The sequence below is a fragment of the Priestia sp. YIM B13551 genome (assembly GCF_042787905.1).
In the GTDB taxonomy this organism is placed as follows: domain Bacteria; phylum Bacillota; class Bacilli; order Bacillales; family Bacillaceae_H; genus Priestia.
This window is the reverse complement of record NZ_JBHZOX010000001.1, coordinates 1,360,049-1,374,429: the sequence shown is the minus strand read 5'-3', so window position 1 is coordinate 1,374,429 and position 14,381 is coordinate 1,360,049. Positions and strand designations below refer to the sequence as shown.

Sequence of the window (14,381 nt, the reverse complement as noted above, 5' to 3'; positions counted from 1 at the left end):
TTTTTTTGAAGAAAAAAGGTGCTTATAAATGGATAACGCTTGCCGTTCTTTTAGTTGTAATAGCCGGACTCATTATAGCAACCGTATCCAAAAAAGAGGATACAAAAGACCAAGGAAAAGAAAAAGAGAATAAAAGTGAATCCACTTATCGCCCAGTGTATCACTTTAGTACGCCTGATAAATGGAAAAATGATCCCCAAAAGCCCATTTATTTTGACGGGAAATATCATTACTATTACTTATACAATCATGATTATCCTAAAGGGAACGGGACGGAATGGCGACATGCAACGTCTAAAGATTTGGTTCATTGGAAAGATGAAGGAGTAGCTATTCCAAAGTATACAAATAAAAATGGCGATATATGGTCCGGATCCGTTGTAGAGGATAAAGATAACACAGCAGGCTTTGGTAAAGACGCAATTGTAGCGATTATGACCCAGCCTTCTGCCGATGGACAAAAGCAAGAACAATATATATGGTATAGTACCGATAGAGGAAAAACCTTTAAATCATATAGCAAAAATCCTATTATGCCTAATCCAGGCACCAAAGATTTTAGAGATCCCAAAGTCATATGGGATAATGAACATGACAAGTGGGTTCTCGTCATGTCAGAAGGTGAAAAAATTGGATTTTATGAATCTTCTAATCTAAAGGATTGGACGTATACGGGAGGATTTGTAACTAAAGATATTGCCATTACCGAATGTCCAGATCTTTTTCAAATGAAGGCAGATGACGGGACAGTTAAGTGGGTTCTCGGGACAAGTGCAAATGGAAAAGAAAGCGGAAAGCCAAACACCTATGCTTATTGGACAGGAAATTACGATGGAACAACATTCACTCCCGATATGGACGAGCCACAATGGCTCGATCATGGTTTCGATTGGTACGGAGCAGTCACGTTTGAAGACGGTAAAAATACAGGTTCCTTAGAAAAACGCTACGCTTTTGCATGGATGAACAACTGGGATTATCCAGATAAGACGCCAACGATGAAAGAAGGGTTTAACGGCTTCGATTCAGTAACCCGTGAAATTACGCTTTCAAAACAAGACGACGATCAATACAGCCTGTTATCAAAGCCTGTTGAAGAATTAAATCAGCTAACTGATTCAACAAACTCTCTTGAACAAGTAGAAGTAAACGGAGAGAAAAAGTTAAAGATAAAAGGTGAAGCTTATCAGCTTGATACAGATATTTCATGGTCAGATGCAGAAAATGTAGGCTTACGACTTCGAGAGTCCGCAGATCAAAAGCGGCACATTGATGTGGGCATTTTTGCAAAAGATAACGTCTCGTATGTGAACAGAAGCTATAGCAATCAGCCTGATCAAAGCAAAAAGTATGTGGAAAGCCGTGATTATTTTGATGCAGGCAAGAAAAATGTTCATTTGAAGATATTGGTAGATAAAACAAGCATTGAAGTCTTTATTGATGATGGAAAAACCGTGCATTCTAGCGAGGTGTTTCCGCGTCACAACGACCAAGGAATTACGCTTTTCTCTCAAGGAGGAACGGCTCTCTTTAAAAATATAGAAATCAAACATCTTCGCTCCATTCAGTAATTTCCCTACTTTTAAAAAGAAAGAGCAGAATATCGCCTTATTGCGGTTTAGGACTAGGTAGAAAGGGTACATGTCTACTAACAGCAAATGAAAGGGTGTTTATTCAAATGGAAGAGAAAATGAGACAACTAATAGAGGGACTTAATACCGATTTAGCGGGTGAATATTCGGCGGTTATTCAGTACACTTACTATGCGTCTACAGTAACCGGCCTAGAATATCAAATTTTAAAACCTTTCTTTGAAGGAGAAATTCCTGACGAGCAAGGACACGCCCTTTATTTATCAGAAAAAATCAAAAACCTTGGCGGTGAACCAACAACAAAGCCGGCTGAGGTGAAGCACGTTTCAAACGTGACGGAAATGCTTAAAGAAGCGAGCAAGGCTGAAAAAGAAACTATCCAGCGCTACGAAGAGCGTAAAAAGCAAGCCGAAGAGTTAGGGTTAACAGAGCTTGTTGTAAAGCTTGAAGATATGATTGCAGATGAAACAAATCATATGGAAGAAATGGAACGTTTATTAAAAGATCCCCGACTAAGCTAATCATACAAAATTACAAAAAAGCATCCCGTAATACCTGTTACGGGATGCTTTTTTGCAATTTAAAAAGGAAATAAAACATCATGTAAGCATGTTTCTATCAATGAGAGGAAAGTCATATTTTTGAAATTATCTATCGCTTTGAAAAAATTTATAGTAAAATAATTATTTGGCTGCATATGGCAGCAACTATATGCGGGGCATCACATACATATAAAGGTTAAAAGGGTATCCGTATATTGAAACCGCTTTTATCTTCTATAAGAAAAACCATGGTATGCCCGCAGTTGCAAGGAGAGAGAAAGATGAGGAAACGAATCATGACAGCGCTGCTGCTTGTCACTGTTTTAGCTGCAATGGAAGGAACCATTGTCAGTACGGCTGTTCCAAGAATTACAAGTGATTTGTCGGGCATTGAGCTAGTTAGCTGGGTATATGCCATTTATATGCTGACAACTGCTGTATCTACACCTATATACGGAAAGTTAGCGGATCTATTCGGCCGCAAAAAAGTTATGCTTGTTGGAATCATTATTTTCTTAATCGGATCGATACTTTGCGGACTTAGCTTTTCGATGCAGCAATTAATTGTCTATAGAGCTATCCAAGGGCTGGGCGCCGGGGTCGTTATGCCGCTTACAATGATTATTATTGGCGACTTGTATGAAGAAGCAAAAGAAAGAGCCAAAGCGCAAGGGTGGATTAGCGCAGTTTGGGGAGTTTCGGGAGTTCTCGGGCCTCTTCTTGGGGGATTCTTAGTGGATACGCTGTCTTGGCGCTATATTTTCTTTTTAAATATACCGTTTGGACTAATGGCTTTTTTTGTTCTTTTAGTAAACTATAAAGAAGAAGTGGTAAAAGAAAAACGCTATATCGATTATATTGGAGCGGTGACGTTTTCAGTGGGAACAATTGCGTTTTTATATGCGCTTTTAACCGGAAGTCAGCATCAAAACTGGGGAGATCTCACCATTATAGGGTTATTTGTTCTAGCTGTTCTAACATTCATTGGCTTTATTTATATAGAAAAGAAATCTCCCGAACCTCTTATCCCGCTTGAACTGTTTTCCATTCGAAGTGTATCTGTTATAAACTTATTAACACTTCTTGTGGGATCAGTAGTTATTAGTATTACGGTCTACCTTCCAATTTGGAGTCAAGGAGTGCTGGGGAAAAGTGCAACCGCTGCTGGTTTTGTATTAATGCCTATGCCAGTATGCTGGACAATTGGTTCACTGCTTTCAGGGAATTTAGTAGGGCGTCTTAAAACGCACTCCATCCTTACGCTGGGCACGGCAATTGGAAGTACGGCTTGTTTTATGCTGTTTTTAGTTTCCACCCACTCACCCGTATTTTTAATTTATGTAGCCGTTGGGGTCCTTGGGTTAGGAATGGGTATTATTACGCCTATTTTTATGCTAGTTATTCAATCAGCGGTCCCGGCTAGCAAAAGAGGAGTAGCGGTGGCTCTTAATACGTTTACAAATACATTTAGTCAAACGCTAGGTTCTGCGGTGTTTGGTACAATCTTTAACTTAGTGACACTTTCACAAGCAAAGAAATTAGGGCAAGAAAATTTAAATGCTTCGTTTGAGACAGGTGGAGTACCAGCAGAAGAACTGTCAAAGCTGCATGAAATTCTTGCATCGGGTGTTCACATTATTTACAGTGGAACGTTTTTAGCTGCATTACTAAGCTTTGCTGTTTCATGCTTATTAGTAAAAAACGAACATAAAAAAATAAAGACCATATCTATGCAAAAGTAACGGAAGAGGCTGTTACAAAAGTATTTTAGTTGAAGGACCATCCGAACGGGTTTGATTAAGAACCAAACTCGTTCGGATTTTTTTATGGGTATGGTGAATGTAGGTCTCATGTATGTGGCTGCTTCTAGCTGTTGATTGGATTGATTTCGTTATATATCAGTCTCTTCCTTAAAAGAATTATCAAAGAAAGAAAATAAAAAAGATATTGTCTGATAACGTTCCCGTAAACTCATTCATAATAAGAAAGATTCTTATCAATGCAGAAAATTTTTTATTTTTTGTTTTTTTAGTATGGACATTTACCTAGTTGTTTATTATTATGAATTCTATAAGCATTGAATTTTAAACGCTTTCAAAAGAAACATTTGTCTTTCTCAGGAATACACTTGATTTTTAACTCATATACTGTAAGTGCTTAGATTAATCTTTTAATGGGGAAAAGAGAAGTTTATAAGACGTGTTGAACAACAATGAGGGGGTATGGAAGATGACAAGCAGACGTTTAAAAGAATTCTTGAATAATAATTTAGAAGATTTAAAAGATAAAGGATTATACAATGTCATTAATCCGGTAGAGGGGCCAAACGGACCTGTGATTCAAATTGAGGGAAAGCAATTAATTAATTTATCATCCAACAATTATTTGGGTCTTGCTACAAACGAGAGGCTTATTAATGCGTGCAACGAAGCCACTGAAAAATACGGAGTGGGGGCTGGAGCTGTCCGAACGATTAATGGAACTCTAGATATTCATATTAAGCTAGAGGAAAAGCTAGCCGAGTTTAAGCATACAGAAGCAGCTATAGCTTATCAGTCTGGCTTTAACTGTAATATGGCAGCCATCTCCGCGGTTATGGATAAACATGATGCGATTTTATCAGATGAGCTGAATCACGCTTCAATTATTGACGGATGCCGGCTATCAAAAGCAAAAATTATTCCTTTTAAGCATTCAGATATGGAAGATCTTCGTGCAAAAGCAGGCGAAGCACAAAAATCCGGTTTATATAATAAAATAATGGTAATTACCGATGGTGTATTCTCAATGGATGGAGACATTGCTAAGCTTCCGGAAATTGTAGAAATCGCAGAGGAATTTGACTTAATCACATACGTAGATGATGCTCACGGGTCGGGCGTATTAGGGAACGGCATGGGCACAGTCAAACATTTTGGCTTATCTGAAAAAGTAGACTTCCAGATTGGAACATTATCAAAAGCGATTGGAGCTGTAGGTGGGTACGTGGCCGGAAAAAAAGACTTAATCGACTGGTTAAAAGTAAGAAGTCGTCCGTTTTTGTTTTCGACTGCTATTACACCAGGCACGGCTGCTGCCTGTATGAAAGCAATTGAAATCCTAAGCACAAGCACAGAACTACAGCAGCAAATGTGGGAAAACAGCCGGTATTTAAAGCAAGGATTAAAAGAACTAGGCTTTAACATTGGAGAAAGTGAAACACCTATCACTCCGTGCATCATAGGAGATGAAAACCAAACGCAGATTTTTAGTGAGAGATTAATAGAAGAAGGGGTATACGCTAAATCAATTGTTTTCCCAACCGTTCCAAGAGGGACAGGACGCGTTCGCAATATGCCGACGGCTGCTCATACGAAAGAAATGTTAGATGAAGCACTTCGTATCTACAAAAAGGTAGGCAAGGAAATGAAATTAATCTAAACGTTTAATCTAGGCAGTACACGAGGAGGATATTGACATGAAAAAAGTATTAATAACGGGTTCTTTAGGGCAAATCGGTTCTGAGTTAACGACGAAAATGAGAGAGATATATGGTTCAGAAAATATTATTGCCACTGATATTCGCAAAACGACGAGCGATGTCGTGACTTCAGGTCCATTCGAGATTTTAGATGTAACGGATCAGACTGCGTTATTTACGATCGCTAAAAAGCATAAAGTTGATACGATTATTCACTTGGCTGCGCTGTTATCAGCGACAGCCGAGCAAAAACCGCTTCTAGCTTGGAATCTAAATATGGGCGGATTAGTAAACGCGCTCGAAGCAGCACGTGAGCTTCAGTGTCAATTTTTCACTCCAAGTTCAATTGGTGCATTTGGTCCAACGACTCCAAAAGACTGGACGCCGCAGGATACAATTCAACGTCCTACCACGATGTATGGTGTTAATAAAGTAGCGGGTGAATTACTTTGCGATTACTACCACCATAAATTCGGAGTAGATACACGAGGGCTACGTTTTCCAGGCTTAATTTCATACGTAACGCCTCCGGGTGGAGGAACAACGGACTACGCTGTTGAGATTTATTATGAAGCCGTTAAGCATAAGCGATATACCTCTTATATTGACAAAGGAACATATATGGATATGATGTATATGCCTGATGCATTAAATGCTGTTATCCAACTAATGGAAGCAGACGGTTCTAAGCTGAAGCACCGAAATTCATTTAACGTTTCTGCCATGAGCTTTGATCCAGAACAAATGGCGACTGAAATCAGAAAAACGATTCCGGAATTTGTGCTGAATTACCAAGTAGATCCTGTTCGACAAGCAATTGCTGAAAGCTGGCCTAACCATATAGATTCCAGCTGTGCGATGGAAGAGTGGGGATTTAAAGCAGAATATAACCTAGAAAAAATGACGAGAGAGATGCTGGGAAAGTTAAAAGTTGAATCACAGCTTGTCTTAACGTAAGTAGAGAAAAATGATTTATTCCTTAGAAATAAAGTAAGCGCTTACTAAACGGTGGGTTACTTATTTATGCAAATTCTACTTCGTAACAGTGGTGGACAGTACACATAGATCTCCTAACCCTTTAAGTGAGCGCTCGTTCGTTGAATAATCAGCACCCTTTTAGGTACCGTCTGTTAAAATAATAAGGGGATAGAAGGGAGGGAATGACAGTTGAGCAATAAATTTCAACAAGTTAATGATTTTTCAATGGGAAGATTAACATCTTTACTCGTTCTTTTACATAATACGGAACTAGCTGAAGGTATTGAAAAGGAAATCAATGAGAGAGGATACAGCTACACAGTAGGAAAAGTGGGAGCGATGGAGCTGTCTAAAGTCGTGGCGGCAATTGAAACGAGCGCCAAGACAAATAAAATTATTAATGCCCAGTCGTACCGGGAAGTTCACGCTCTTTATCATGCTATACTTGAAGCCATTCAAGGAGTTAGTCGAGGAACGCTGCAGCTGGGTGATATTTTACGGACGGTCGGACTCACATTTTCAATCGTACGAGGAAAAATTGAGTTTTCAGGATCAAGCGACGAATGGATTAGCGTTTGTGTGTATGGAACGATAGGTGCGCCTAAAAAAGGTTTTGAACATGATACATTAGGCTTTGGTTTTAACCATATTTAAAAAATAATGAACGAAATAGTATGAATGTAAAAAGTGAGAGATGTACATAGCTGCTTTAAAGAAGATATTTTTCTTATTGAAAGGTTCTGTGCGGCGTGTTAACATAATGATTAATATAATAACTGCCTTTAAGACGGTCCAGAGAGGCCGAAAAGGACGGATCACTTATTTACTGCTTCTATGCCTATCTGTGCCCTTTTGCCCTCTGCGACAAAAGGGCTTTTATGTGTTACTTACCTCTTTTAAACGAAGTCCAGAGAGGCTTCAAAAGAGAATGGAGATATGTTATTTATCCATTCCTTCAAAAAAGAAAGAGCGTTGATACAGAAAGAATACACTGGAGGGTGGAACAACATGAATTATCGTAACAAGACAGTTGTAGCATCAGTAGCAGGTTTGACGTTAGAAGGGATGGACGTTATGTTTATCTCGTTTGCTATGTCAATGATTATTGCTGAATTTCACATTGATTTAGCAACAGGTGGACTTATTTCTTCTATTACGAATATAGGAATGCTGATAGGTGGAGTCATCTTCGGAATTTTAGCAGATAAATTTGGAAGAGTGCGGGTTTTTACCTACACGGTTCTTCTATTTGCAGTCGGAACGGCATTGACAGGTTTTGCAGCAAATGTTGAACAAGTGTATGCTTCGCGATTTATTGCCGGAATTGGGGCTGGAGGAGAGTACGGGATCGGTATGGCTCTTGTAGCAGAAGCGTGGCCGAAACATAAGCAAGGACGAGCTTCATCCTATGTTAGTATTGGCGCACAATTTGGAGTGATCCTTGCGGCGCTTTTAAGTTCTCTGATCCTGCCGATTTTCGGATGGAGAGCTCTGTTTTTTGTCGGAATTATCCCCGTCATTTTTGCTTTTATCGTACGAAAAAATTTAAACGAATCTCCTGAGTGGCTACAAGCTCAAAAAGAGAAAACAGCGGTTGTTAAAAATAATGGTAAGCTTCGTCAATTATTCGCTACGCCTAGGACGGCGATGACGACTATTTCGCTGGCAGTGATGGCTACAGTTCAAATTGCAGGCTATAACGGACTCATGATATGGCTTCCGTCTATGCTTCAGCAATCACAAGGCCTCTCTGTTTCAAGTTCAGCTCTTTGGACAATCAGTACAGCCGTTGGAATGATTATAGGCATGCTAACATTTGGTCAATTTATGGATCGTTTTGGTTCGAAACGTACTTTTGGAATCTTTCTTCTCGCTTCAGCTTGTGCGGTATTTTTATACTCGTATGCCGAAGGAAGTGCAGGGCTGCTTATAGGAGGAGCTGTAGTCGGATTTTTCTCAAACGGAATGTTCGCGGGATACGGAGCATTGATCAGCAGCCACTATTCAGTAGAAGTGCGCAGCACTGCAACGAACACTATTTTTAACTTTGGGCGAGCGTTGGGAGGGTTATCACCCATTCTTGTCGGCTATCTTTTGCAAAGCTATGATATGACAGTAGCGATGACGTACTTGGCGGGGCTGTACTGTATTTCGTTTATTTTTATGGTAAGTCTTAAAAGAACGGGAGAAAAGAAAGTGAAACAAATGAACGCTCAATCTGTTCTTTAAAATAAAAGACAGATTCTATGCTTTTCTGGAAAAACCGCGCTTACTCAAAAGGGCGGTTTTTTTGAGTGTATAAAAAATAAGTTCAGGTGTTATATGGTTGTTTCTTTCGGAGATGCTTTATTAACAATGACACATTATCTATAAAAATATTTATGGATAAGCAGATATTTTCTAATTTGTATTATAGTAATTCCTCTTTTACAATATAGTGTGTAAGGCGGAAACAGAAAATACTATCTTTATTTACAGGAGGACGTTACTATGTCTAAACATATATTAATGGTCGTAACAACGGCTGACAAAATGAAAGAAAATCATCCAACAGGCCTTTGGCTTTCAGAATTTGGTGAAGCGTACGTAGAGTTCGAAAAAGCTGGATTTACGATTACGGTAGCAAGTCCTCTAGGAGGAAAAGCGCCGGTGGATGCTCGCAGCCTTGAAGGGGAGACTTCTCAAGAAATCTTAAATACAGCTAAGCATCTAGAGAATACCCTAAAACTTGATACAATTACAGACAGTGCTAAATTCGATGCTGTTTTCTTACCAGGCGGTCACGGCACAATGTTTGATCTGCCAGATAATCAAACGCTCCATGCTTTAATTCGTGAACTATACGAAGGAGACAAAGTAGTAGCCGCTGTATGCCACGGACCCGCAGGCTTAGTAGGTGTTACATTATCAGATGAAAAGCCGTTGGTCGAAGGAAAAGATGTCGCTGCGTTTACAGATGATGAAGAACGTGAAACAACATTGGACCGCTTCATGCCGTTTCTTTTGGAAACACGTCTGCGTGAACTTGGGGCAAATGTAGTAGCTGCTCCAAACTGGACAGATAATGTACAAGCAGATGGCAACCTAATAACAGGTCAAAATCCTCAGTCAACAATCAGTGTAGCAAAAGCAGTCGTAAAGCAATTATTGAAATAAGATGTAAAAAAGCCTGTAGGCTTATAGCCTACAGGCTTTTTTATCAACAGCATCAAGAAAGACCGCTGTAGATAACATGGATGTTTTGCTGTCTTGGACTAGAGAAATCAATCATCATACAAAAAATATGATGGTCAGTGTAATAAATACAAAAAGAGGGAAGCTTTTTATAGGAAATATTTTTTAAAGAAATGAGGAAAAACGATGTCAGAAATTATTATTAACGCCATTTTGAAAGCCAAGCCAGGAAAAGAAGAAGAGCTTCGATCAGAGTTAGTAAAAGTTATTGAACCATCAAGAGGAGAAAAAGGATGTATTCAATACACTCTCCACCAGGATACAGAAAAAGCAGGCACATTTGTTTTTTATGAGAAATGGGAAAGCAAAAAAGATATTGAGGCTCACATTGAAACACCTCACTATCAACAATACAGACAGCAAACAGAACCGTTAATTGAAAGCAGAGTGGTACATCGTTTACAAGAAGTACGTTAATACAAAAGAGGGGAAAACAAAAGTGTTTTAGTTAAAGGAAGATCCGAACGAGGAACCGAGATTCTTGACGTAGAATCAAACTCGTTGGGATTTTTTTGTGGTTATGGTGAATATAGGTTCCATTTAGTGAGACCACGCAGGAGCGTAAGCGATGAGGAGGCTCATCGACCGTCCGCGGAAAGCGAAGGCTTGCACGGAAATCAACAGGGGTATAACAAATAATCCATACTAGCTCCTTTATCCCAATTGTTCAGCTTTAGATGGGATTGATTTCGTTATGACTCAATCTCTGTTTGTTATAAAGAACTAAAAAGCTTCAGGGGGAAAATAATTTCAGCTGCGAAAAGCGGATTGGAAAAGGGATAAGGCAGTGAAAGAAACAAAAATAATAGAAGCGGTGTTTGAGAAGCAGACAGGCGGGTAGATAAAAACTAGATGACATAGTTCAACAATTAACAAACTAAAAGTAACAAACTAAAAGGAGAGATCAAATCAATGCGTACAAATTTAAAACACTTCATTAACGGAGAATGGATTGAATCAACAGGAAACGAAACGTCAGATGTGATCAATCCTGCTACTGAAAAATCAATTGGTAAAATTAGTTTAGGTACAAAAGAAGATCTAGATAAAGCCGTGGCAGCAGCTAAAGCAGCTCTTCCCACATTTTCAAGAACAACAAAAGAAGAGCGAATTAAAATGCTTCGCAATATTGCAAAAGGATATGAAAAGCGTAAACAGGAGCTTATTGAAGTTATGACTGAAGAGCTTGGCGCTCCTTTAAAGATTTCAGAAGAAGTTCACTATGAAATGGGACTTAGCCACTTTAAAGAAGCAGCTAATGCACTTGAAGATTACACATTTGAAAAAGATCATGGAAGCTACAAGGTCGTGAAGGAGTCTATTGGAGTAAGCGGACTTATTACCCCATGGAACTTCCCAACAAATCAGACGTCTACTAAAATTGCAGGAGCTATCGCAGCAGGAAGTCCAATGGTATTAAAACCATCAGAACTTACACCGTATGCAGCGATGATATTAGCAGAGATCATTGATGAAGCTGGTGTACCAAAAGGTGCCTTTAACCTTGTAAACGGAACAGGAAGCACAATCGGTGACGGTATTAGTTCTCACCCGGACATTGATTTTGTATCATTTACAGGATCAGGTGCTGTAGGCGAAAAAATTATGCAAAATGCGGCTAAAACAATCAAAAAAGTAGCGCTTGAGCTAGGCGGGAAATCACCGCTAGTTGTATTAGAGGATGCGGATGTAGAAGAAGCGGCTAAAATAGCAGTTTCACACATTGCAATGAATACAGGGCAAGTATGTACGGCAGCAACGCGCATTATCATTCCTGCCTCTATGAAAGAAAAATTTGAAGAAGCAGTGAAGAAGGTTCTACCATCATTCCCAGTTGGTGATCCATTAAATAAAGACAACGTAACTGGACCGCTCGTAGCGGAAAAACAGTGGGATCGCGTACAGGATTATATTAAAAAAGGAATGGACGAAGGTGCAAAACTTCTTACTGGCGGAACGGGCAAACCAGACGGCTTAGAGACAGGATACTTTGTTAAACCCACAGTCTTTACCGACGTTTCAAATGATATGGTTATTGCACAAGAAGAAATCTTTGGACCTGTAACAACTATTATTACGTATAATGATCTAGAGCAAGCTCTTGAAATTGCAAATGATACAATTTATGGACTTGCAGGCTATGCGGTCGGAAAAGACCAAGAAACACTTGACTATGTTGCTAAAAATATTAGAGCTGGTCAAATCATCGTCAACGATGCCGAGCAAGACAGAGCTGCACCATTCGGTGGATTTAAGCAATCTGGTATTGGACGCGAGTGGGGAGCATTTGGTATCGAAGAATATCTAGAGCCAAAAGCGATCATGGGCGTTAAAGTTCCGGCAAAAGTATAATTGGTGTAAAAAAAGAAAGGAGTTTTTCTCCTTTCTTTTTTTATGGATACATAAAAGAAAGCCAGTTAAAGAAAGAATAACGAAAGCAAAGGTGGATAGCATAAACGTGTATCACGTATACGAAGTGACACGTTAAAGGAGGGAATTATAAATTGAATAGAGAGATGCACGGAAGTTCATCAACGGAAAGTTTCATTCCCATGAGCTCTATAGCCAGTGGAAAAGGAGTCGAAGTGGCGCCGGATATCTACAGCTACACTACACAGATTGTTAACGTATGTTTTATAGGAAATCCAGACAAAGAAAATAGTTTTGTACTTGTGGATGCGGGAATGCCTAATTCGGCTTCTATGATTATCAAAGAGGCAGAAGAAAGGTTTGGAAAAGAAAAAAAACCAAAAGCAATTATTCTTACACATGCACATTTTGATCATATTGGATCTATTATTGAACTAGTGGAGAAGTGGAATATACCGGTATATGCACATCCACTTGAACTTCCATATGTGACGGGTAAAAAAAATTATCCTACACCAGATGGTACAGTGGAAGGCGGGCTCGTGGCAAAGCTTTCTCCACTATTTCCAACGGAAGCCATTGATTTAGGCTCTCACGTGCAAGCTTTACCAGCCGACGGCTCCGTACCTCATATGCCGGAATGGGAATGGATTCACACCCCTGGTCATTCTCCAGGACATATTTCTCTTTTTAGAAAGCAGGATCTGGCGCTTATCGCAGGAGATGCTTTTGTTACCACTAAGCAAGAATATTTACTGGATGTACTAGAGCAAGAATTGGAAATTAGTGGACCTCCTCGTTATTTAACTACGGACTGGGCATCTGCCAAAAGATCAGTTGAAGTGCTTCAGTCACTTTATCCATCTGTGGCGGTGACCGGACATGGAAAACCAGTTTCCGGAGAATGGCTTTCAACTAATTTATTGAAGCTTACGAAGAATTTCGATGAAATTGCTCGTCCTGATTACGGAAAGTATGTATAAGGCTAAAGAAAAAATGATACTCTTTACGCAGCTCTTAAAAGCTGCAGGTGAAGATCAAAAGCTCTACGAACTCAGTGAGTTCGTAGAGCTTTTTTAGTTTTTCGTATAAAAGTGAAAAAAGGTGGTTATTATCCTTATTAAAAATTTTGTTGAATAGCCTGCTGCGCTTCACGTAAATGTCTTAAGTGTTCTTCCATTCGTCTTAATTCTTTATCACCAGACGCCGCTTCTTTTTGTTCATTAATTTGCTGCTGAACCATATTCAAATGCATTTGAGCTTTTTGAAAATTGGCTGCATCCAAATTCATCTGCCCTTGATAAACAGCCTGTTCAGCTAATTGTAATGCTTCTTTAATATGAGTGTATGAATTCATGCTTCTCATCCTTCTGTATAGTATTTACAGTTAACATGCGCTGGTTTTTCGTAGCTATACAAAAGGATTTAGAAATAAAATAAAAATTACGTAGTACAAGCTAAGCAGGCTGCATACATTTATCATAGTTCAATTTATAAAACCTCAGAAGCAGGGAGGGATGCATGTGGGAGCTTTTTTCAGCTATATGTTATTAGGGCTATCGTTAGCCGCACCAATCGGTCCAATTAACGCCGCTCAGCTTGATAAAGGAATCAAAAATGGTTTTTTACATGCTTGGTTCTTAGGGATAGGAGCAACATCGGTTGACGCTCTTTATATGCTTGTGGTTTATTTTGGGTCCGTTCATTTTTTAAGCAGCGATTTTATGAAAACGTTTCTTTTTTCGTTTGGATGTTTCGTATTAATTTATACCGGTATTGAAGGGTTAATGAGCACAGGGAAAATTACACAGCATCGGAACGCAAAAGGAGATTCGGTATTAAAGTGTTTTTTTTCAGGTTTTTTAATTTCATTAACAAACCCGCTTACTATTCTTTTTTGGCTTGGTATTTATGGCTCTGTTTTAGCCAAAACAGCTAATACATACGAAACAGAACAGCTCATTTTATACAGCTGTGCTATTTTTACAGGGATTTTATGCTGGGATATTGCTATGGCAGCTTTAGCAAGCACTTTTCGAAGGTACTTAGCAGCGACATTTTTGACTGCAGTTTCCGTTATATCCGGCCTTTCTCTAATAGGATTTGGTATATATTTCGGCTGGCAAGCTGTACAGCAATTCATTATTTAAAAGGGGAGAAAGCAGAACTAAATTTAAAGCGTTTTCTATCTGCTGAAAAATAGTA

At 39.1% G+C, this 14,381-nt stretch carries 13 protein-coding genes; 12 read left to right on the top strand and 1 reads right to left on the bottom strand.

Annotated features, from left to right (window positions below; translation table 11 throughout):
* The first annotated feature begins 5 nt into the window (after positions 1-5).
* The 11 genes from ACFX4N_RS06990 (at position 6) to ACFX4N_RS06940 (ending at position 13,159) form a co-directional block, all read left to right on the top strand.
* Positions 6-1,571: a glycoside hydrolase family 32 protein gene (locus ACFX4N_RS06990; RefSeq protein ID WP_057274632.1), complete on the top strand. Its 1,566-nt coding sequence runs from the start codon at positions 6-8 to the stop codon at positions 1,569-1,571.
* Positions 1,572-1,678: 107 nt separating this feature from the next.
* Positions 1,679-2,113, top strand: coding sequence for a ferritin-like domain-containing protein (locus tag ACFX4N_RS06985; protein ID WP_013056263.1), 435 nt, complete (start codon positions 1,679-1,681; stop codon positions 2,111-2,113).
* A gap of 302 nt (positions 2,114-2,415) precedes the next feature.
* On the top strand, positions 2,416-3,876 hold the full coding sequence (locus ACFX4N_RS06980; protein ID WP_377261091.1) for an MDR family MFS transporter: 1,461 nt from the start codon (positions 2,416-2,418) through the stop codon (positions 3,874-3,876).
* Between the two features lie 487 nt (positions 3,877-4,363).
* On the top strand, positions 4,364-5,554 hold the full coding sequence (locus tag ACFX4N_RS06975) for a glycine C-acetyltransferase (protein WP_353880144.1): 1,191 nt from the start codon (positions 4,364-4,366) through the stop codon (positions 5,552-5,554).
* 37 nt (positions 5,555-5,591) lie between these two features.
* Complete coding sequence (locus ACFX4N_RS06970) at positions 5,592-6,551, top strand: L-threonine 3-dehydrogenase (RefSeq protein ID WP_013056266.1); 960 nt, start codon at positions 5,592-5,594, stop codon at positions 6,549-6,551.
* Positions 6,552-6,761: 210 nt separating this feature from the next.
* Positions 6,762-7,226 (top strand): histidine utilization transcription antiterminator HutP, encoded by a 465-nt coding sequence (hutP, locus tag ACFX4N_RS06965; RefSeq protein ID WP_013056267.1) that lies wholly within the window; start codon positions 6,762-6,764, stop codon positions 7,224-7,226.
* Between the two features lie 354 nt (positions 7,227-7,580).
* Positions 7,581-8,801 (top strand): MFS transporter, encoded by a 1,221-nt coding sequence (locus ACFX4N_RS06960; RefSeq protein WP_377261087.1) that lies wholly within the window; start codon positions 7,581-7,583, stop codon positions 8,799-8,801.
* Between the two features lie 261 nt (positions 8,802-9,062).
* Positions 9,063-9,728 carry a type 1 glutamine amidotransferase domain-containing protein gene (locus tag ACFX4N_RS06955; RefSeq protein WP_013056269.1) on the top strand — a complete coding sequence of 222 codons (666 nt, stop codon included), beginning with the start codon at positions 9,063-9,065 and terminating at the stop codon, positions 9,726-9,728.
* 204 nt (positions 9,729-9,932) lie between these two features.
* Positions 9,933-10,223: a putative quinol monooxygenase gene (locus ACFX4N_RS06950; protein WP_013056270.1), complete on the top strand. Its 291-nt coding sequence runs from the start codon at positions 9,933-9,935 to the stop codon at positions 10,221-10,223.
* A gap of 495 nt (positions 10,224-10,718) precedes the next feature.
* The gene (locus ACFX4N_RS06945) at positions 10,719-12,158 is read left to right on the top strand and encodes an aldehyde dehydrogenase family protein (protein WP_013056271.1); all 1,440 of its coding nucleotides are present in this window, start codon (positions 10,719-10,721) and stop codon (positions 12,156-12,158) included.
* A gap of 152 nt (positions 12,159-12,310) precedes the next feature.
* Positions 12,311-13,159, top strand: coding sequence for an MBL fold metallo-hydrolase (locus ACFX4N_RS06940; protein WP_029324209.1), 849 nt, complete (start codon positions 12,311-12,313; stop codon positions 13,157-13,159).
* Between the two features lie 137 nt (positions 13,160-13,296).
* Here ACFX4N_RS06940 and ACFX4N_RS06935 read toward each other — a convergent pair whose 3' ends face one another.
* Positions 13,297-13,533, bottom strand: a complete 237-nt coding sequence (locus ACFX4N_RS06935) for a hypothetical protein (protein ID WP_013056274.1) — start codon at positions 13,531-13,533, stop codon at positions 13,297-13,299.
* A gap of 166 nt (positions 13,534-13,699) precedes the next feature.
* Between ACFX4N_RS06935 and ACFX4N_RS06930 the strand changes: the two genes are divergently transcribed.
* On the top strand, positions 13,700-14,326 hold the full coding sequence (locus tag ACFX4N_RS06930) for a LysE family transporter (protein ID WP_013056275.1): 627 nt from the start codon (positions 13,700-13,702) through the stop codon (positions 14,324-14,326).
* Positions 14,327-14,381 lie beyond the last annotated feature (55 nt).